At 41.0% G+C, this 18,343-nt stretch carries 22 protein-coding genes; 6 read left to right on the forward strand and 16 right to left on the reverse strand.

Annotation, left to right across the window (positions count from 1 at the left end; translation table 11 throughout):
• From Sdiek1_RS13300 to Sdiek1_RS13310, 3 genes are read left to right on the forward strand one after another with little or no spacing between them, the layout of a single operon-like run.
• Window positions 1-483 carry a LolA-like protein gene (locus tag Sdiek1_RS13300; protein ID WP_087439542.1) on the forward strand — a complete coding sequence of 161 codons (483 nt, stop codon included), beginning with the start codon at window positions 1-3 and terminating at the stop codon, window positions 481-483.
• Complete coding sequence (locus tag Sdiek1_RS13305) at window positions 467-2,581, forward strand: MMPL family transporter (protein WP_087439543.1); 2,115 nt, start codon at window positions 467-469, stop codon at window positions 2,579-2,581. Before Sdiek1_RS13300 ends, Sdiek1_RS13305 begins: the two co-directional genes overlap by 17 nt.
• Window positions 2,578-3,759: an AMP-binding protein gene (locus tag Sdiek1_RS13310; RefSeq protein WP_087439544.1), complete on the forward strand. Its 1,182-nt coding sequence runs from the start codon at window positions 2,578-2,580 to the stop codon at window positions 3,757-3,759. Before Sdiek1_RS13305 ends, Sdiek1_RS13310 begins: the two co-directional genes overlap by 4 nt.
• A gap of 34 nt (window positions 3,760-3,793) precedes the next feature.
• On the opposite strand, the gene Sdiek1_RS13315 is transcribed toward Sdiek1_RS13310, so the two are convergent.
• The 6 genes from Sdiek1_RS13315 to Sdiek1_RS13340 all read right to left on the reverse strand — a co-directional run bounded on the left by Sdiek1_RS13315 (window position 3,794) and on the right by Sdiek1_RS13340 (window position 7,958).
• Window positions 3,794-4,192 (reverse strand): hypothetical protein, encoded by a 399-nt coding sequence (locus Sdiek1_RS13315; protein WP_087439545.1) that lies wholly within the window; start codon window positions 4,190-4,192, stop codon window positions 3,794-3,796.
• A 98-nt stretch (window positions 4,193-4,290) separates the two neighbouring features.
• The gene (locus Sdiek1_RS13320) at window positions 4,291-5,511 is read right to left on the reverse strand and encodes an alpha/beta fold hydrolase (protein ID WP_192866751.1); all 1,221 of its coding nucleotides are present in this window, start codon (window positions 5,509-5,511) and stop codon (window positions 4,291-4,293) included.
• Window positions 5,512-5,610: 99 nt separating this feature from the next.
• Window positions 5,611-5,973: a hypothetical protein gene (locus Sdiek1_RS13325; protein ID WP_087439546.1), complete on the reverse strand. Its 363-nt coding sequence runs from the start codon at window positions 5,971-5,973 to the stop codon at window positions 5,611-5,613.
• Window positions 5,970-6,614, reverse strand: a complete 645-nt coding sequence (locus tag Sdiek1_RS13330) for a beta-ketoacyl synthase chain length factor (RefSeq protein ID WP_087439547.1) — start codon at window positions 6,612-6,614, stop codon at window positions 5,970-5,972. The genes Sdiek1_RS13325 and Sdiek1_RS13330 overlap by 4 nt, the downstream gene beginning before the upstream one ends.
• A complete protein-coding gene (locus Sdiek1_RS13335) occupies window positions 6,611-7,720 on the reverse strand; it encodes a beta-ketoacyl-[acyl-carrier-protein] synthase family protein (protein WP_087439548.1) in 1,110 nt (369 codons plus the stop codon). The genes Sdiek1_RS13330 and Sdiek1_RS13335 overlap by 4 nt, the downstream gene beginning before the upstream one ends.
• Window positions 7,707-7,958, reverse strand: a complete 252-nt coding sequence (locus Sdiek1_RS13340) for a phosphopantetheine-binding protein (protein WP_087439549.1) — start codon at window positions 7,956-7,958, stop codon at window positions 7,707-7,709. The genes Sdiek1_RS13335 and Sdiek1_RS13340 overlap by 14 nt, the downstream gene beginning before the upstream one ends.
• A 391-nt stretch (window positions 7,959-8,349) precedes the next feature.
• Between Sdiek1_RS13340 and Sdiek1_RS13345 the strand changes: the two genes are divergently transcribed.
• The gene (locus Sdiek1_RS13345; RefSeq protein WP_087439550.1) at window positions 8,350-10,152 is read left to right on the forward strand and encodes a DEAD/DEAH box helicase; all 1,803 of its coding nucleotides are present in this window, start codon (window positions 8,350-8,352) and stop codon (window positions 10,150-10,152) included.
• Between the two features lie 43 nt (window positions 10,153-10,195).
• Here the strand turns inward: Sdiek1_RS13345 and Sdiek1_RS13350 are convergent, their stop codons facing one another.
• Both Sdiek1_RS13350 and Sdiek1_RS13355 read right to left on the reverse strand, forming a co-directional pair.
• Window positions 10,196-10,729, reverse strand: coding sequence for a hypothetical protein (locus Sdiek1_RS13350; RefSeq protein ID WP_087439551.1), 534 nt, complete (start codon window positions 10,727-10,729; stop codon window positions 10,196-10,198).
• Between the two features lie 47 nt (window positions 10,730-10,776).
• Window positions 10,777-11,403 carry a LysE family translocator gene (locus Sdiek1_RS13355; RefSeq protein ID WP_087439552.1) on the reverse strand — a complete coding sequence of 209 codons (627 nt, stop codon included), beginning with the start codon at window positions 11,401-11,403 and terminating at the stop codon, window positions 10,777-10,779.
• Window positions 11,404-11,557: 154 nt separating this feature from the next.
• Between Sdiek1_RS13355 and Sdiek1_RS13360 the strand changes: the two genes are divergently transcribed.
• Window positions 11,558-12,112, forward strand: a complete 555-nt coding sequence (locus Sdiek1_RS13360; RefSeq protein WP_087439553.1) for a hypothetical protein — start codon at window positions 11,558-11,560, stop codon at window positions 12,110-12,112.
• A 20-nt stretch (window positions 12,113-12,132) separates the two neighbouring features.
• Here the strand turns inward: Sdiek1_RS13360 and Sdiek1_RS13365 are convergent, their stop codons facing one another.
• The 5 genes from Sdiek1_RS13365 to Sdiek1_RS13380 all read right to left on the reverse strand — a co-directional run bounded on the left by Sdiek1_RS13365 (window position 12,133) and on the right by Sdiek1_RS13380 (window position 15,256).
• The gene (locus Sdiek1_RS13365) at window positions 12,133-12,408 is read right to left on the reverse strand and encodes a heavy-metal-associated domain-containing protein (RefSeq protein WP_087439554.1); all 276 of its coding nucleotides are present in this window, start codon (window positions 12,406-12,408) and stop codon (window positions 12,133-12,135) included.
• The gene (locus Sdiek1_RS13370; protein ID WP_087439555.1) at window positions 12,405-12,737 is read right to left on the reverse strand and encodes a mercuric transporter MerT family protein; all 333 of its coding nucleotides are present in this window, start codon (window positions 12,735-12,737) and stop codon (window positions 12,405-12,407) included. Before Sdiek1_RS13370 ends, Sdiek1_RS13365 begins: the two co-directional genes overlap by 4 nt.
• A gap of 3 nt (window positions 12,738-12,740) precedes the next feature.
• Window positions 12,741-13,829 (reverse strand): transglutaminase family protein, encoded by a 1,089-nt coding sequence (locus tag Sdiek1_RS13375; protein WP_087439556.1) that lies wholly within the window; start codon window positions 13,827-13,829, stop codon window positions 12,741-12,743.
• 252 nt (window positions 13,830-14,081) lie between these two features.
• Window positions 14,082-14,231: a hypothetical protein gene (locus Sdiek1_RS14890; RefSeq protein WP_161492051.1), complete on the reverse strand. Its 150-nt coding sequence runs from the start codon at window positions 14,229-14,231 to the stop codon at window positions 14,082-14,084.
• Window positions 14,232-14,278: 47 nt separating this feature from the next.
• Window positions 14,279-15,256 (reverse strand): DNA adenine methylase, encoded by a 978-nt coding sequence (locus Sdiek1_RS13380; protein ID WP_087439557.1) that lies wholly within the window; start codon window positions 15,254-15,256, stop codon window positions 14,279-14,281.
• Between the two features lie 86 nt (window positions 15,257-15,342).
• Here Sdiek1_RS13380 and Sdiek1_RS13385 point away from each other — a divergent pair, with 86 nt between their 5' ends.
• A complete protein-coding gene (locus Sdiek1_RS13385) occupies window positions 15,343-15,699 on the forward strand; it encodes a response regulator (RefSeq protein ID WP_087439558.1) in 357 nt (118 codons plus the stop codon).
• Between the two features lie 42 nt (window positions 15,700-15,741).
• Here the strand turns inward: Sdiek1_RS13385 and Sdiek1_RS13390 are convergent, their stop codons facing one another.
• The 3 genes from Sdiek1_RS13390 to Sdiek1_RS13400 are packed head-to-tail and all read right to left on the reverse strand — an operon-like array spanning window position 15,742 to window position 18,343.
• Window positions 15,742-16,140 (reverse strand): allophanate hydrolase-related protein, encoded by a 399-nt coding sequence (locus tag Sdiek1_RS13390; protein ID WP_087439559.1) that lies wholly within the window; start codon window positions 16,138-16,140, stop codon window positions 15,742-15,744.
• Window positions 16,137-17,465: an allophanate hydrolase gene (atzF, locus tag Sdiek1_RS13395; RefSeq protein WP_087439560.1), complete on the reverse strand. Its 1,329-nt coding sequence runs from the start codon at window positions 17,463-17,465 to the stop codon at window positions 16,137-16,139. Before atzF ends, Sdiek1_RS13390 begins: the two co-directional genes overlap by 4 nt.
• Window positions 17,462-18,343 (reverse strand): DMT family transporter, encoded by an 882-nt coding sequence (locus tag Sdiek1_RS13400; protein ID WP_087439561.1) that lies wholly within the window; start codon window positions 18,341-18,343, stop codon window positions 17,462-17,464. The genes atzF and Sdiek1_RS13400 overlap by 4 nt, the downstream gene beginning before the upstream one ends.

The following is an 18,343-nucleotide window of genomic DNA, read 5'->3' on the forward strand; positions in this document are numbered from 1 at the left end:
ATGAGAGTCATCGTTTTATGCTGTCTCTTTTTTCTTTCTCTTTTTGCCAATGACAGCGCTGCTTTTAAAGAGACACGCTATCTCTATGCGCTTGATAAAAATATCACCTTAGAGGGATACATCACTTTTGGCGAGCAAAACATTGTCATTGAATATGTCAAACCAGAACCTAAAGTCTTGACCTATTTTGAAGAAAAGCTCACCATTCAAGATGCTAAAGGCTATCAGGTGATTGATGCGCAAAGTATGCCTTCCATGAACTATTTTTTTATGATTATCAAAGCAGTTCATGATGAAAATACACTTTTGCTCAACTCCTTTTTTGAGGCAACCACACAAGGAGATGAGACCGTTTTAACCCCCAAAGGCGTAGCGGCGGAGGTACTTGAAGAAGTGCGTATTGTGCGGCATGAAAAGAAGCTTCACTCTTTACATGTAAAGATTAAAAACGGCGATAGGATCACCATTGAAGTCATGGACTAAAACCCTCAATCTTCTTTTATTTGCCATCGTTGGCACACTTTTTTTCGTTTACCAAAACTCGGTGCATGTCTCCACCAATTTACTCTCTTTTTTACCTGAAAGTAAGGGCAAAGAAGCACTTGAAATCTATTCCCATTTCAAAAATTCTAAGGAAATCTTGATCGCTTCGGAAGGGTTTGATAAAGAGTCTCTCTCTCACATAAAAACCATCGAAGAGAAACTGCTAGCATCCCATCTTTTGAAGCTAGAAAGTGCCATTGTCCCCAATGCAACACTTATAGAATACACCAAAAAGAACGCTTTTTATCTGAAAAATCTGAATAAAGACGACCAACCAAACATTCACGAAAAGCTCAAAACTCTTTATGAAAGAATGGTGAATAATCCCTACTATACTGTAATAGACGCCAATGATCCACTGGGGTATTTTACCCCCAAAGAGAAACCTATTGCCATGAGTATTCGTGATGGTCACTTAGCCTTAGGTGACTTTGGATATTTTAGTGTTTTTAGCATCAAAGACACCTCCAATACCATTGAGAGTTATAAAGCGGTTTACGATCTTGTGCATCAAGAACTCAAGGGCATGCAAACGATTCGTGTCTTTAGCCCAACATTTTATTTTGTGGAAAACTCGCAAAAAATTCAAAATGATGTCAATTTTTTGATTGCTCTTTCTACCCTTTTACTTCTGATTCTCTATGTTTTTATCATTCGAAATATTTACCTTCTCATCAACACCATCGTGACGCTTGCCACCTCAACACTGCTTTCGTTTTTGCTCATTGGTATGATTTGGAGTGAAGTCTCTGTCTTTGTTTTAGCCTTTGGAAATGCCATTGGCGCACTCGCGATTGATTACATGTTTCTCTACTACTTTTACGGTCATTATGAGCATAAAAAAGGCTTTAATACTTCCGCTTTTTATGGCTTTTTGACCACCTTTGGCGGGTTTATGGTCTTTTCGTGGATCAATTTTCCACTCATCCAACAAGTGTGTGTGTTTGCGATGTTCTCACTGGTCTTCTCTTATCTTCAATTTGTTTTTCTCTTTCCACTTATTGGGTTTAAAAAAGCACACCCTTTTGCCAATTTCACATTTTCACTTCCACTGCCTTACCGCGCCATCGCCTTACTCTCTTTGCTAGCCATCGCGGTTTCGGTCTATTTTTTGCAGGTCGATACCGACATCAAAAAACTGGACTACCAAAATACAGCTCTGATGAAAGAGGAGAAATTCTTTAAAGACGCGGCTAAAAAAGAGGGCTATACCCCAATTTTGATCGAAGCCAACTCGATTGATGCGCTTATAGCGCATAGTAATACCATCAAAAATCGTTTTAAAAATGCCACCGTACCGCTCTCATACTTTTTCGATAGAGCCTTTTACGAAGCGCGAAAACAAGAGCTTGAAGCTTTACATGTAAAAGAGAAAAAAACACTTATCGAAGAGGAAGCCACTAAGATTGGTTTTCGTGAAGGCTTCTTTAAAAATGCCTATAACGATCAGCTTTTATCTCCAAGTTACCCAAATCTTGAGCTCGAAACGCTTAATGCGATGGGGTTTGATGTCGTACAGAAAGATGGTCACTACTTCACTTATGCACTTGTTAAAAACAGCGAGCGAGGTTTATTGGAAAAATTTGATTTTGCTTATGCTATTGATGCGAAAGGAATGTTTCTGGTTGCGCTTCAAAAAATTATGCATCAATTGCTTCTTAGTGGGGCATTGAGTGTTGCTTTTAACGCCTTCATCCTTTTTGCTGTTTGCCGCAAAACATTGGCACTGAGTTCGAGTTATGTTTTACTTCCATCCGCTCTTATTTTAACGCTTTTAGGGCTTCATTTTACGATTATTCATCTCTTTATGCTGTTTATTGTGATCTCTTTTGGAATTGACTATGGTATTTATATGGGAAAGAGTAACCATCTTGAAAGCGAAACAAAGAGTACGATTGTAGCCTCTCTTATCAGCGCTTTTGCTGGCTTTGGCGTTTTAGTCTTTAGCGACATCGGGGCACTTCATTATATGGGTCTTGTTTCGTGCATTGGGATAGGGGCTATTTTAATTTTACTGATGGGGAGAAGAAGCCATTGAAAGTCATTCTAAAAAACGATGATGGCAGTGAAAACGTCTATGAAAGCGCACACCTCATCGACCGGGCGCTTAAAAATCAAACACTTCTTATCCCTTCCAAAACCAAAGAAGAGAATGCCTTAGAGATTTTAAGAGCCTATCTTTCAGGCGCAAAGCCTATTTTGTATGATCAAGAAAATCTCTCTTTAAAAGAAAAAATCGAGTCTTTGGGCACTGAAATATTCAAAGAGATCGACTTTGCCGCCATGTTTTTTACCTCAGGCAGTACGGGATTTCCAACGGGTGCCTTTAAAAGCAGAGAGAACATTGAAACCGATATGGAAGCCTTGCTGTTAGAATTTGGGAATTTCAAGATTCAAACAGTGGTTGCAACCGTGCCATTCATTCATATCTACGGTTTTTTAGCCGCCCTTTTACTGCCACTCAAACTGGATGTGGATTTACTCTTTAAAGAGCATTTTTTGCCGCACGATCTACTTGAATATGCAAAGCCTCACCATCTTGTCGTGACCACACCCCTTTACATCAAATCACTGCTCAGACTGGATGAAGTAAAAGATTTGAGCGAGACGATATTTATTAGTTCCACAGGTCCTCTGCCCACCGAAATCGCCAAAGAATTTACGGACAAATTCAACACCACACTCATTCAACTCTTTGGCTCAACCGAATGTGGAAGCATCGCTTTTAAAAAACAAGACGATACCTTTTGGAGCCCTTTCCACGGAGTAGAGACATCGCTCAATACCGAAGGACTTTTACATGTAAAATCCCCCTTTATCTCAAAAACGCTATGGCAAGAGGGCTTGGTACAAACAGCTGGGGAAATTCAGAGCTTTGATTATGCGATTCTTGAAAACGGGAAGTTTCAACTGATAGGACGAAGCAGTAACATTGTCAAAATTGCAGGAAAACGTTATGCTACAGCACAAATCGAAGAAATTTTAGAAGCACAAGAAGGTATCTCGAAAGCACTCGTGCATGTCAAACATAACAATGCGGAACTGAAAGATGAGATGGTGGTAATTTTCTTAGAAACCACTCAGCCTATCACACAAAAAGCAGTCAAAAGTACGCTTAAGCACCGTATTGGAAAGATCAATTTACCTATCGAATTACACATCGTGGATAAAATCTCTACCACGCTGATGGGGAAAAAATGTATGCCATTAGTCTAAAAGGATGGCAGAGCGTGCCATCCTCTTTGATGCATTAGAGCAAGCTAAGTTGTACTTGAATGGCCTTGTTAAGGTTTTGAATCCATCCGTTGTAGTTACTATGAATCGTATTGTTTTCCGCGTTATAATCTAAATTAATACTACTTTCGTAGTTAATACTGTACTCTTGTGTATTGTACGTAATCGCAACCACTGCAGTATGCGTCCTTAAAACAAGCGTACCTTTGAGCAAACCCTCTTTCTCTTTTTTGATGATCCAGCCAAGTCCTCCGCCCGCACGGATAATGGCTTTTTCAACATCAGACATGCTGGCTTTTTTATCAGCAGTCACAGCAATGGCATTATTGTTGACATTGTAAACGGGTGGCGTTCCACACCCCAAAAAAGTGACACTTAAGACAAAGGCGATCGTTAACATCAGAAGCTTTTTCATTACCATCCTTTAGAAAAATTTAAATTCATTCTATTGACATTCAGATTAAATTTTACTGAGTTTGTAGTATTTAAAAGCCTAAAATAGGCACTTATCACTTAATGTAGCCCTAAAATTTCTTTTCCGTGAATCAGTTTGTTGTTGATTTGACACAACGAATAAAATACCATCGAGGTCGAGAGCGCTTCAATAGGTTTTCCAAAGGTATCCATCGTAATGCCCAAGAGATGAAGTTTGGTATTTTGCAATTTTATTCTGCCCGAAATATCACTCGCAACAATAAAAACTTTAGCATTTTGAGCCGATAGTACCACCGATTTTGTACTTTTAATGGTACTGTTGATAATCTTTACATCCGAATTTATAATGGCCAACTCCTCAACCACCGCATCTTTAATGATAATTTTTTGAGAATTAATGATGCTCATATTTCCAATTCTTCCCGTATAAACTCTACCATCAATATCTCTGATAGTGGCACTGTAGTTGGGAGCATTGAGCGGCACAGTAGGTCGCACAATCCCATCTTGATTTACAAGATGTGCTTCAAGAAGATTTAAAAAGGTTTCTTCATGACTGACCATAGGAACATGCCCCGTATGTGGCAGTATTTTCAAAGAGGCATTGGGCATTAGTTTATGCAGCACATACCCCGTTTCCACAGGTGCAATTGTGTCTGTTTCACCCCAAATAATCGTCGTTCTTGCATTAATTTTTTGAGGAATTCCGTTAAAATTTTCCTCGACCAACGCAACGGCGGCAATGCTATAAGGACTTCCTCCAAGAATAGTGGCTCGCAAATCTTCACTGGAAAGAACCACTTCCATATCTAAAGACATTTTACGATCAATTTTCTCCGCAATTTTGTCGATAAATGAGGTTACTTTTTGCGTTTGAAGACCTTGGATCAGACCATTTTGCTCATCAAAAAAAGCATTGACACCATTTTGCACTAAAAAGTTATTGTACTCAGAGCGATGCAGTATACCCGCCGCATCTACAAGCACTAAACTCTCCACATCGGAAGGATACATACTGGTATATTTCAGCGCTATCGCTCCACCCATCGAGTGCCCCACCAAGTGAAACGGCTTTTTCACATATGTTTGAGTGATATAGTGAATAAACTTGGCATAATTGAGTGGAGAATAAAGCTCATTGGATTTACTGGATTGTCCAAATCCTGGAAGGTCAAATGTCACCACAAAGTAGTCATCTTTTAACCGTTCAATACTGCTTTCCCAAATGGTAGAAGCCTCATCACCCAATCCATGCACTAAAACGACTGCTGGATTGTCAGGATTACCGACGGTTTGCATGTACACAGAGGCGTTAAAAACAGGCTCGGTAATAAACGTCCCCGCTAGTTCTTCCGCATGAAGTCCTAAAAAAAAAGACCCACATCAACACAAAAATTTTCATATACCACGCTCTCCAAGCACAAGCATCAACGTTCCACTGGCACATATCTCACTACCCTCTTTTTCAAACACCTCAAAGTAAAATTCGCTCGAATTGCCAAGCGACGTACGCGTTTCAATGATGATGATACATGTTAAGCTTTGCACCTTTACATGTAAAGAGACATCTTTGATTAAAACCAAAAAACCATTTCGTGGTGTATCCGTCTTAGAAAAGGCTGAGGAGGCTTGAGCAGCAGCTTCTGTGAACATTGGAAGCGTTGGTAAACATGGAAATTCACACAGCACTGTGGCTTGTTTTGCTTTACATGTAAGCAGCTTTTTGACAAAACGAATGGGTGGAAGATGGGGTAAATTCATAGGTTCACTTCGATAATGGAGGATTCTAATTGTGATGCATTTTGCGCTACATGTAACATCTCACTAATGGAGTTTGGTACACCTTTTAGCTCACTTTTTTGGAGCTTTAAAGTCGCCTCTCTTTCCGTCACACGCACAACTAATGCCACCCCGCTTTCAAGGTAATCAATACAATGATTGACCTGTTCGATACCCGCAATATCCAACGTTTCAAAGCATAAAAGAAGCAGTGTATCGCCATCCAATGCTTTCAGCGCTCCTGCTTTAAGAACATTAAGGGAGGTTTTATCACCACTGGAGAGTGTCAAAATTTCATTCTGGTTGTGGTACAAAATAGAAAGGTATGAAACAGCCGTATTGTAAACCGAATTTTGAAAATCGGTGGGACTAAGTGGCTCTTCCTTGTCAATCGCATTCAAGATATTTGCTGTCGTTTCAAGCTCGCCAAACGCGCTTCCACACAGAATACGTCCCCCTTCAAAATGCTCCACGTGGCTTAACAGTTCGACACAAATTTTCGCCGCTTTGGTCAGACGACGGCGCGTCATCATGTGAGGCACAAGCTCTTTGATGTGAGCCAGCTCAATGCTTTTAACACCCAGAAGATAGGCACTGCTTAAAATCTCTAAATTGACTCTCATTGGGGCAGTCCAAAAAGCAGTGCGGTGTTGTTGCCACCAAACGCGAGCGAATTGCTCAGTGCATAACGAAAGGAGTGTGCTTTCGCCTCATGTATGAAATGTAGCGTTTTGTTTTCAGGTTCAACAAGATAGGTATTGGGTGGAAGTATCTGTTTTTGAAGCGCCATAACACAGATGATCGCTTCTAGTGCGCCCGCTGCGCCTAGCGTATGTCCCGTAATCGATTTGGTCGAACTTACAGGCACATGAGCACCAAAAAGGCTTTCAATCGCACACGCTTCACTGGTATCGTTTGCCTGCGTGCCTGTACCGTGCGCGTTGATGTACCCTACTTCTGATGATGCAATATGGGCACAGTGAAGCGCTTTTTGCATCGCGCACAACGCACCCGCCCCATCAGGACTAGGATGTGCCATATGATGCGCGTCTGAGCTGTACCCCACGCCCAAAAGCTCCATGCTCGTAGGTTGAGGCTTATTTTCCAGCAGCAAAACAGCGATGCCCTCTGCGACATTCATACCATCACGCTTTACATCAAAAGGCTGACATGTATGAGAACTCAACACGCCAAGAGCGTCAAAACCCCGTATGGTTGTCAATGAGAGCGTATCAAACCCCACCACCAAAACACTCTCATAAACCCCTTTAGCGATCATCTCATAGCCATATCCTAAAGCATTGGCACTGGACGTACAAGCGGTTGAGAAGGAGATGTCATCCCTAAACGTGAAATGCTTGGAAAGCATATGTGCGATGGCATCAATTGCGTGCAATTTTGGGTCGATGTTTTGGTAGTGATGGTCTCGTAAGAAAATATTCTCGCTCATTTGCATTCCGCCCACGGAAGAGCCGACAACAAGGAGTGTATTCTCAAAATTTTCAAGGCCACTTTGGACTAAAACCTTTTTACATGTAAACGCTAAAAGGGATTCAATGGAAAAAGGTTTTTCGATTTTACCTAAAGCGATGGACTTGTTAGGAATGAATTCACTGAAGGATTTAATGCCACTTTGATGCGTACAAATCGCCTCAAATAGTGCTTCACTACTTTCGCCTGCACAGCAAACCGACTCAAAACAATTAACATAAACACTATTTGTGGGCATTAATAAAATCTAATAAACTTTGAACATTTACAAATATTTTTTCGTATTCTTTGGAATCAGAAATTTTGACACCAAATTCTTTGTCAATGGTTAAAACAAGTTCAATGGAATCCACAGAATCGAGCCCTAAACCATTCTCTCCAAAAAGTGGCATCGTGTCATCTATATCTTCGGGTTTCATATCTTCTAATTTCAAATTTTTAATCAAAATCTCTTTCAATGTTCGTATATCCACCATTGCTTATTGACCTTTAACGATAGCGTTTCATTTTAATTTCAAGTGTACTTTAACCTATCTTGTACTTTTATAAAAAAGCCAATAAATAGCAGGATACTGGCATTTATTGTCACTCTTTTGACAAGCATCCAGCCGTGAAAAACCAAACCAGTTACAAACCTTAATATTGTTTTAAATAATTTCCACTATAATGCTCGTAATTTCAAGACTTCATTAAGAAACAAAGAACTTCACCTAAAACCTACCAGATTTGAGAAATCCTCAGTGAGTATGTAGGTTTTTGCATACGATATTGACGGGTTCGTCCCCCATTAAAATTTTTATGTACATGAGTTTTGTGCCTAGCTGCACATTAGTATTGTTTTGGAAAAATTAAACACATGGAAAACACATGGAAAACAACACAACCACATTTGAATCATTTGGCTTACACCCAGAGATTCTTAAAGCCGTCGTAGAGGCTGGCTTTACAGAACCAAGCCCCGTACAAGTAGAAGCAATCCCTTTAGTGCTAGCGGGTAACGACATCGTTGCACAAGCACAAACCGGTACAGGAAAAACAGCTGCTTTTGGACTCCCAACACTCAGTATGCTCGATCAACATCTCAATAAAGTACAACTTTTAGTCATTACGCCCACACGTGAACTTGCAACCCAAGTGAGCGATGAGCTTTACTCATTAGGTCGCTTTTGTGGCATTAAAACCGTTACGATCTACGGTGGTAGTTCGTATTCACGCCAAATTGGCTTGATCGAAAAAGGTGCTAGCGTTATCGTAGCAACACCTGGTCGTATGCTTGATCTTCTTAAAAACGGCAGACTTCCAGGTTTTGCACCTAAGATGGTCGTTTTAGATGAAGCGGATGAAATGCTCGATATGGGCTTTTTAGAAGACATTGAAGAAATCTTTACTTACCTTCCAAAAGAGCGTCAAACCCTTCTTTTCTCAGCAACAATGCCAGATCCTATCAAACGCCTTGCAAGTAAAATCTTACATGAGCCAAAATTTGTCAGCATTACGCCAAAAGATCACACCACAAACGAAGACATTGAACAACTTTACTACGTGATCAACGAATATGAGAGAGACGATGCGATGATTCGTCTTTTAGATGCACTTGAGCCTGAAAAATCCATCGTATTCTGCCGTACCAAAAAAGAGGTTGACAGACTTTCAACACAACTCATGGCAGTTGGACATGCCGCTAAAGGCTTACACGGCGATATGGAGCAAAATCAACGTGAGAGCGTTATTAAAGCATTCCGTAGTTCACAAATCGAAATCCTTGTCGCAACCGACGTTGCAGCACGTGGTCTAAACGTTGCTGACATCAGCCACGTTTTCAACTACCATATGCCATTTGATCCAGAGAGTTACGTTCACCGTATCGGAAGAACCGGACGTGCGGGCAAAAAAGGTACGGCGATTACTTTAGTAACGCCTATTGAATTTCACTCCATGCAACGTATCGGTAAAAAAGTCGGCTCTAAAATCGAGCACAGAATTGTTCCAAGTTTACGCGATGTGAAAGAGAACAAACTGGTTAAAATTGCTGATGATATTAAAAATGCTGAACTCAATGAAAATGCAAGCAAACTTCTTTCGATTCTTGAAGAAGAGATGGATATGTCGCAAATCGCGCTTAAACTTCTCTCAAACCTTTTGAAAGAAAATACACCAGTAGGTCCTGATAAAATCGGTTTAGATAAAAAAACCTTAGAGTCTGTGGTTAAAAACATCGAAGAGCGTGATGGTGGTCGTGGCGGCAGAAGTGGCGGTTACAGAGGAAACTCTGGCGGCGGTTACAGAGGCTCACGTGATGGTGGCGGCTATAGAGGAAACTCTGGCGGATCACGCGATGGCGGCGGCTATCGAGGTACATCATCCACAGGTTCACGTGATGGTGGCGGATACAAAGGTTCTAACCCACGTGATGGCGGAAGCAGAGATGCAGCACGTCCTCCAAGAGGCGATGGCGTTCCTAGAAGTGATAGCAGAGGCGAGAGCCGTAACCCTTTTGCCAAAGAGGGAAGCAGTTCAGCACCACGCGAAGGCGGCGGATACAAAGGGACTCGTGATAGCGGCGATAGCAGACCACCACGCGCTCCAAGAGCCGATAGACCAAGTGCACCACGCTCTGATGCAGGACGTGCTCCAAAAGCCGCTCCTAGAAACGCTTACAAAAAAGACTAATTTTTAAAGGGTGGCGTGAATCAATCACGCCATCTCACCCCGTTTAGTTTTCTCGCTCAATCATCGCTTTAAGCGCTTCAACACCATCTGCATATTCTACTTTTTCGACCTGTTTATTTTTGAGTGTCACCACGGTAATGCCATCGACTTTTGCCCCATTTTTCAAAGATGCGGCGATTGTTCCATCTAAAATGAGATTGACACTGTAGGGTTGCGTTTTAAGATCGGGAAGTGCAAAGGTATTGCGAATCACCACAGGCATAGGGCTGATATCCGCGACAAATGCCACATGATGAACAGAGAGATAATCCGCACTTTGCGCTCCTAGATACGCTTTAACCGTATGTCCTGTATCTTTTGCAAAGACCAAAATCAGCGTATGAATCGAATCATCCAGCGTATGCGGTTTGCCAAATTGATCAAACAGCGTGTACGAGATCGTTGAGCCCACATGCAACCCATCGCTCTGCGACACCGAAGACGTATGCCCCTCATACGTATCTTTACCTTTAAAAAAAAACAGCACTCCCGCCGCCGCGACCAGAATAACCAGTAAGCCCAGTAATATCTTCTTCATATCAAACCTTGTATGGTAAATTTATGGAGTATTGTACCGTAACCGACCTACGCCCTATCCAACGCTAACTTAAGACCTAGCACGCCCAAAACACTTCCTGCAATTCTATCGATGTACTTTTTAGTGCGTAAATATATCTTTTGGGCTTTTTGTGTCGATAACAGTCCTACAACGCACGAGTACCATGAAACATCGATGATAAACGCGATGAGGCAAACAAACAGCGTTCCAAAAGGCGGTATCTCTTGGGGAAGCAAAGCGGCAAAAATACTTCCGATGATGATGGCGGTTTTTGGATTGCTCATTTGTGTTGCAAACCCAAATAAAATGGCTTTGGCAAAGCTCTTTGGTTTTTGCTCCAAACTAAGCTTGGTCTCTAAAGGCGTATCGGCGTATTTCCACATTTTATAGGCTAAATAGACAAGGTACATGCCTCCTACGATTTTTAAAGCGCCATACAAAAAAGGCACGGTTTTCAAAATAGCATAGAGCCCAAAGATGGCTAAAAGCGAAAAGACAACCGCACCCATCCCTAAACCAATCGCAACCCCAAACCCCTCTTTACGAGACTTTGAAACAGCCGTTTTGGCAATCAAAATAAAACTAGGCCCCGGACTCATCGTCCCCAATATAAACACCGTCGCTATCGCTAAAAGAAAAGAGTATTCGCCCATGATTTGCCTTTACATGTAAAAAGTTTGACCAGAATTTTGGCTTATGAAAGTTTAGCATGTGAATGTGGATAGCGAGATAAGAGAGGTTAGTTAAATCATTTTTTTGCTATGCTTTCTTGATTTGTAAAATTCTTTTCTAAGGACAAGATATTCAATGAAACCAACAATATGGAAAAACTTATCTCCATTCACAAAAATTATAGTTTTATTTTTTATCGCAGAAATTTCACTGTTTTGGATAAGTTTTTTTATTGGTTATGGTTATATCCTATATATGAATATTTTTTTACAAAAAACCAACACGTTAACACAACAGGATATATCAATACTATATTCTTTTTCTGAATTACTATTTATCCCAGAAGAATTTCGTTTGGGAAAAGGATACAGGCTTAACTTTTTAGGGGATATTTATTTCATAGCATTCGCATTTTCAAAAATATTAATTTTATTTGGTTTATATAAAATTTTTAGTAAAAAAACAATTGAACAGCTATCCAGTAATAATTTACATATAAAAAACAATACTGCATCGAGTATGCTAACAGGTGGTTTGATATTAATGATTATTCAAGATTTATTCATTATATCGTATGGTTATTTTAATACTATTTCATTACTATCTGCAAGTATATTGGTTACAAGTCTATTCTATATTATTATAAAAATTCGACAAACCGAAAAAAGCATAGCGCAACATGAAGAGTAAAAGGAGACAAACTTATTCAATCACTCTTTCAAACGATGCCGAGAGACAATCACACCCTCATACCCCGTCGTTTTCACCGCTTCTAAAAACGTCTTATCTTCAATGCCATCTTTGGCAATGACGACGGCTAATTTTGTCTCTAACGTCACTTTAGATGACTCAACACCTTCGACACTTTTGAGTGCTTTTTTGACCGCTGTGGTACACAAAGGACAGTGCATTTCAGCCACTTTTATGACCACTTCTTCTTTGGCGAAGAGCATCAATGGTAACAATAAAATCAACCATTTTTTCATTCTACATCCTCTATGAAAAGATTTGCTACTTCGGGATAAAGCAATAGGATGAGGATTATCCCTAAAATTATTGAATAAAACCAAAGATAACGCTTTCTCTTTTGAGGATTACATGTAAAGGTATGATGCGCGTAACTACGCCATGAAAGCCACAAAACAAAGAGCGACAATAAAGAGAGCGGTATACGAAATGGGGTAAGGACTTCTAGGAAACTTAAAAATCCAAAAGAGATTCCAAAGAGTAAAAACAGCAAAGGCGGCAGACAACATGCCGTGGCGGCAAGGGCTGAGAGCAGTGCTGTTAGTACGCCTAGAATCTCTTTTTTCATACGTTAAAGTTTTTCTTGTGAATTAAAGCTATACGTAAAGGCGGCTGGAGCGTAGTAATCTAACACTTCATCTTCGACTTCGGCGTACGGATAACCAAACATATTGAGTGGTTTTTGCGCTGGGGTTGGCGTTAACACAAAATCACGTGCCGTGTTATAGCCCATCCAGTTCATCTCCCAGTTGCCGAAGAAATATTCACGCACTTCTTTAATGAGCGGATCGTTCAGCGTCATTTTCTCGGTCAAGATGACTTTAGCCACATCGGCAGGATCGCATGGAACCCAACCAGAACCATCAAGATAAAACTCCGCTCGACAATGCTCCGCGCCAGTAATTTTTGCCAACCCTTTTTCATCACTGCTTCCGCATGCTTTTGAGTAACGAGAACTGCCTAAACGGATACCAAAGATTTCACGAGCCGGCACTCCGACACTTCTAAGAAGTGCTACAAAAACAGAGCTAATATCGGTGCATTTACCGCCCATAATGTTCTGCTCTATAGCCTTGCCTGCATCACCTACGCCACAACCAACTACGGCGTTGTCACGGTACATATTTTCAGTGACCCAAAGATAAATCGCTTTAGCTTTTTCAAGAGGCGTTTTAGAGGTTGCGGTAATTTTCAGTGCAAGTTCTTTGACTTTGCCGCTTGTAGGAATGTGTGCCGTTGGTTTGAGGTAATGTACAACATCTTTGGGGTATTTGGTTGAAGCGGTTGCTTTTGAGAGGTCAGAATTGCGCTCATACGTCGTAATCGTATAGGTCACTTCGAGTACTTTTTCGCCGCCGTTTTTCCACTCAGCGTAAAGCGTTCTAGCTTTGTAGCTGTTTTTATCGGTGACATAGGCGTTTGTTGCATTGGAGCTAAATTTAAAATCGCTCACTTTTTGATAGCTTGTTTCTTGTGGAAGTGGAACCCAGAGTTTAGTCAAACCCTTTGTATTTTCGTGCTTAAGGTTATAACTGTTTGTGACGAAAAAAATACGAGTTTTGCTCTTTGGCTCACTGGCTTCTAAAATCGAAACCTGAGGGAGGATGACCGAACTGGCACCGAGTGCTACGCAGCCTTTCATAAACGTTCTTCTTTGCATAAAAAATCCTTACATGTAAAATGGCACAAAGAGGAGAAAACATAAAAGTAGTTAGAAAAGAAGTTAATACGATTATGTTTGTCTAAACCTTAGACGTTGTGCATTGGAGGGATTTTACAGTGGATTAGCTTAAAAATAAACCTAGAAGTTCCGATAGTTTAACACTACCAGAACTTGCTTAAGCCTTACGCAACTTTAGATGATTTTTTTTTGGTCTTCTTAGAAGCTACGTGATGTTTAGGGGTGCTTTTTTTAGCAGCTGTTACTTTTTTTGCAGTTTTTTGTTTTTACAGTTTTTGTTTTTGTTGGTGCTGCATCTTCTGACGAAAGATAGCTTTGAGCAAATACTGATGATGATAAAAATGCAACCATAGCCATGACTAGTGTTAAACGTTTCAACATGTTTTCTCCTTTCTTAGAAATAAAAGCGCTATTGTACAATGTAAAATCTAAATTTTTTCCAAAATATGAAGATGCTCGTAGTTTAGGCGTTTTTTGAATCTATTTTGATAGGATTTAAAGCGTTGATGCGGCACTTTTACGTTATTATATTTTCCATACTTTCTCATCATGGAAGCAATCTCTTCACAAACGATTAATCCTTCATCATTGTAGCTCAAAAAAATATACGAAAATTGTGCCTCTTTGATCAGTTTTTCCAATGCGTGTAAAGCACTTATCGGCTTACAAAAAGACGAGCTTTCGTAACTCCTGACACCTGTTTTACCTTTAGGGTTAAAATGATCATAATGTGCAATCGTATTTAAAATATGATAATTCGCCCCATATTGGCGACGATTATACGGTGGATCAAGATAGAGAATATCGCCTTTGATTTTGGAAATGAGCACATTGGCATCTTCGCAAAAAATCTGATGAGACTTGTACGTTGGCTGATAATCCAATGGTTCTAACGATAATGGGACGTGGGCTAAAGGTTTTAAGTGTTTTAAAAAAGCGCTGTACACGGAAGCCGTATTGGCAACTTTATCGGCACTAAGAAGTAGAGATGCTAAAAGAAAAAAGTAGCGTTTTTCATCTTTTTTATAGGTTTCGATCCCTTGGCGCAAGGCATCTATTTTTTTGCCATTTTCATCACTAAAATAGTTTCTTCCACTCCCACTGCCGTGACAATAATAGTGGTACATCAGCCCTTCTTTGAGAGGTAATTCATTCAGTAATGTTATGATGTTAGAGGCATCATCAAGCTCGCCTGTTAGCAAAAGCGCATGATTGAGCACATAACTGTAGTATTCAAGATCGTTGCTTAAAATCGTGCACCCTTTTTGCGCGAAGGAGTGCCCGACAATGCCACTACCCGCAAAAAGATCACAAAAGACTTTGGAAGAGAGATCCTGCCCCACAAAAGCTTCTATGGTGGCATGAATAAAAGGAAGAAGCTTTGCTTTTGAACCAATATAGTTCATCTCTTTTCCTCAAAATTTTCCATATCATAGCAAAAGTAGAACACTTTTTGCTTATGAATACGTAAGAATTTTTTAAAGGAAAAAACATGCATTTTTTAGTGGTTGATGATAGCTCAACAATGCGCAGAATTTTGTGCAATACCTTAGGCAGTATCGGTTACAGTACAACAGAAGCTGAAGACGGGCTGGATGCGCTTAAAAAAATCAAAAGTCAAAAATTTGATGCCATCATGACTGACTGGAACATGCCTAAAATGAACGGCTTAGAGCTTGTACGTAATCTTCGAGCAATGGAAGAGTATAAATACACTCCCATCATTATGGTCACGACAGAAGGTGGCAAGCGTGAAGTCATTACGGCGATCAAAGAGGGTGTTAATAATTATATTGTCAAGCCATTTACGGCTAACGTTCTTCGTGAAAAGCTGAAAGAGATCGTCTAAAATTCTTTCTCTTTTGCTCACCTGAGCAAAAGAGAAATACCACTATTGATCTTTACATGTAAGATAGTTTCGCCATCCACCATATTGACTGATTTCTTCTGCGCCTTTCAGGGCATCCGCTTCACATAAAAAACCATACACACTGCTTCCATCTTCTAAAAAAACGGTTCCAATGCATAAGGGTGACGCGATTTGCACCATAAACGCCCCAAAGTTTTCCAAGGGCATTTCCCACACTTCCAGCGCTAAAGCATAAGGACTTGTGCTGTCTTTGAGCATTCCTGGACGAGGTGGCAGTTTTTGAGGAACATCAAAAAGGCGGTATCCCACAACTGTTTTGCACGTTTTGATAAACACAGCTTCTAGGCTGAGTAGTTGATGATTGAGTGGCAGACCTTGCATATGTGCGCCGCATACGGCAATTTGGATAGTTTGATTCATACAGACTCCTTACGATAACGTTCACCCATCTCCAATAATGCTCTATCGTTAAAATGATCGGCAAAGAGGGTAATGCCAAATGGCAGATGATTACTTCGTTCTCCTGCTGGTAAAGCGTATGCCACAAGATCCAGAAGATTCATAAAATTGGTGTAATAGCCTAAATTACTATTGAGCGTTATAGGGTCAGCCTGAACAGCTTCAATGGTATAAATTGTTCCTGTGGTCGGCGTTACACAAAAGTCCACTTCGGCCAAAATCTTCTCCGCCGCTCTTCGATACGCTTTGAGTTGATACTCTGCTTCAAAATATTCACTCGCTTTTTTCATCTCTCCTTGGGCAATAATGGCACGCGTCACCTCTAAAAAGCTCTCAGGCGATGTGTGCAGCAGTGTTTGGGTCGCAAAATAGCGTTCGGCAACCCATGGTCCACTGTAGAGCAAATTGGCCGCTTCTAAAAAGGGGTTAAAATCAATCACTTTAGGTATGCCGCCTAAGCCAATCAAGCGCTGAATACTCTTCTCAAACAGCACTTTTGCCTCTGTGTCTCCGAAAAATTGAAGATCGCTCGCCTTGGGCACACCAAAGGTAAAGTTGAAGGGTATCGTACTCTTTTGGGGTGGTAATGCTCTGGCATAAACATCTTCTTCATCAAACGATGCCATAATCTCAAAGATCGTTGAAACATCGCTTGCTTCTTTACAAAACAACGAGACACAGTCCAAGCTACGACATGCGGGGACTACACCTGAAGTGCTCACGACTCCTTTGCTGGCTTTAAAGCCTAAGAGATTATTAAACGCCGCAGGCACTCTGCCTGAACCTGCGGTATCGGTTCCTAGAGAAAAAACGACCATATCAAGGGCAACACTGACCGCACTGCCTGAACTAGAGCCCCCTGAAATATACGCTGAGTCAATGCTGTTTTGACAAGCGCCATAAGGCGAACGTGTACCCACAAGCCCTGTGGCAAATTGGTCAAGATTAGTTTTGCCAATAGGAATGGCTCCTGCTTCAATCAAACGCTCTACCACATAAGCAGATCGCTCTGGTAGATAGCTAAAGTCTGGACATGCCGCCGTGGTGGGAATACCCGCTAAGTCAATGTTGTCTTTTATAGCAAAGGGCACACCGTAAAGGGGTAACTCTTCCATCTTGGCATGCTCAAGTCTTGTTAAATAAGGCTCTAGTTCTGCATCGCTTAAAACATGTAACCAGATAGGATTGTCTGAAAAGTGTGCGATACACTCTTTGATTTGTTGCACCAGTTCTCTCGGTGTACACATATTTTGAGCGTAATTTTGCTTTACATGTAAAAGTGTCATTCTCTCTCCTTTGTCTCATCTTCTTGCGTGCGCAGTGCCTCTATCAAGGCTGCACTGAGGATTAAAAATCCACCGATATATTCTCTAAAATCCATCGTCTCCCCCGCAATCAGCGTTGCGGAAATCACCGCGGTGATCAGCTCCATAATGATAATAATGGACGAACGCCCTGCTTCCATATGGGTCACGCCCCATTGCGAACCGATATTGGCAAGCAAAAGCCAAATCAGTGCATACAATCCAAGTGCTCCCCACGCATGTATACTAACTTCTAGTGGGAAAGGCTCAACCTTCCCTAAGAGTAAAAGTCCTGCTAAGATAAAACAGCCGTAAAACATCGCCCCTATTTTAGAGGCAACAGGTACGCTTTGCGCAAAGCGAAAAAGCAGGTTATTGAGCGCAAATAAAAGCCCTGAGAGAAGCGCTAACGCATCAATCCATGAAGGCGAAGTGCTAAAGATTTTAAAGCCACCTAAAATCAAAAACGCACCTAAGACAGCCGCAACGACCCCAACCCAACGCCACCTATCAATGCGCTCTTTTAAAAAAAAGTAGCCACCCAAAACGCCCCATACGGGCAAAAGGTAAAAAAGCACCATCACACGAATCACTTCACCATTAATGAGTGCATAGGTAAATGTCAAGTTAGCTCCTCCACCGAATAAGGCAATCCAAAACATCATGTTTCGATGTTTCCACCCTAACGCTCTTTGTCTTACAAGTTGTGGGCTCATCACCAAAGCGATAATGCCATATGCTCCAAAACTCAAAGCAATACCCTGTATACCCATCGCATTGATGGCTTTGAGCGGAATCCATGAAAGCCCCCATAAAACAGAAGCACCGAGTAAAACAATGACGGGAAAGTAGCCTTTCAT

Source organism: Sulfurospirillum diekertiae (genome assembly GCF_002162315.1).
In the GTDB taxonomy this organism is placed as follows: Bacteria; Campylobacterota; Campylobacteria; order Campylobacterales; family Sulfurospirillaceae; genus Sulfurospirillum.